Here is a 352-nt window from a genome sequence, read left to right on the forward strand (position 1 = left end):
TGCAGATGCTGTGATTGTTGGAAGTGCTTTTGTCAAACCTTTTGCAAATCTTGCACCAGAACAAGCTGTTGAAGCAGCAGTGAATAAAGTCAAGGAGCTTCGAGCGGCGCTCGATGAGTTAGTATGAATCAAGAAGTGAAATCAGGGAAAATCCTCAGCGCAATTACGCCGTGGACAGATCGTAAAGTTCCAGGCATTGATGTGCCTGATCAACAACAAACACTCAAAGCGACGTTTACTGAACCAACCATTGAGTGCCCTGAATGTCATGCACTCGTGACTCGTACAGCGATGTCTTTTAATGCTTATGTTTGTCCGTCATGTGATGAACATTTGAAAATGAAAGCACGTG

1 pseudogene is annotated in these 352 nt (G+C 44.0%); it reads left to right on the top strand.

Annotated features, from left to right (window positions below):
* Positions 1 to 123: 123 nt before the first annotated feature.
* Positions 124 to 352 (top strand): annotated as a pseudogene (locus tag FLQ44_RS14535) (hypothetical protein); the annotation flags it as partial.

The organism is Vogesella mureinivorans (assembly GCF_007644035.1).
Taxonomy (GTDB): Bacteria; Pseudomonadota; Gammaproteobacteria; order Burkholderiales; family Chromobacteriaceae; genus Vogesella; species Vogesella mureinivorans.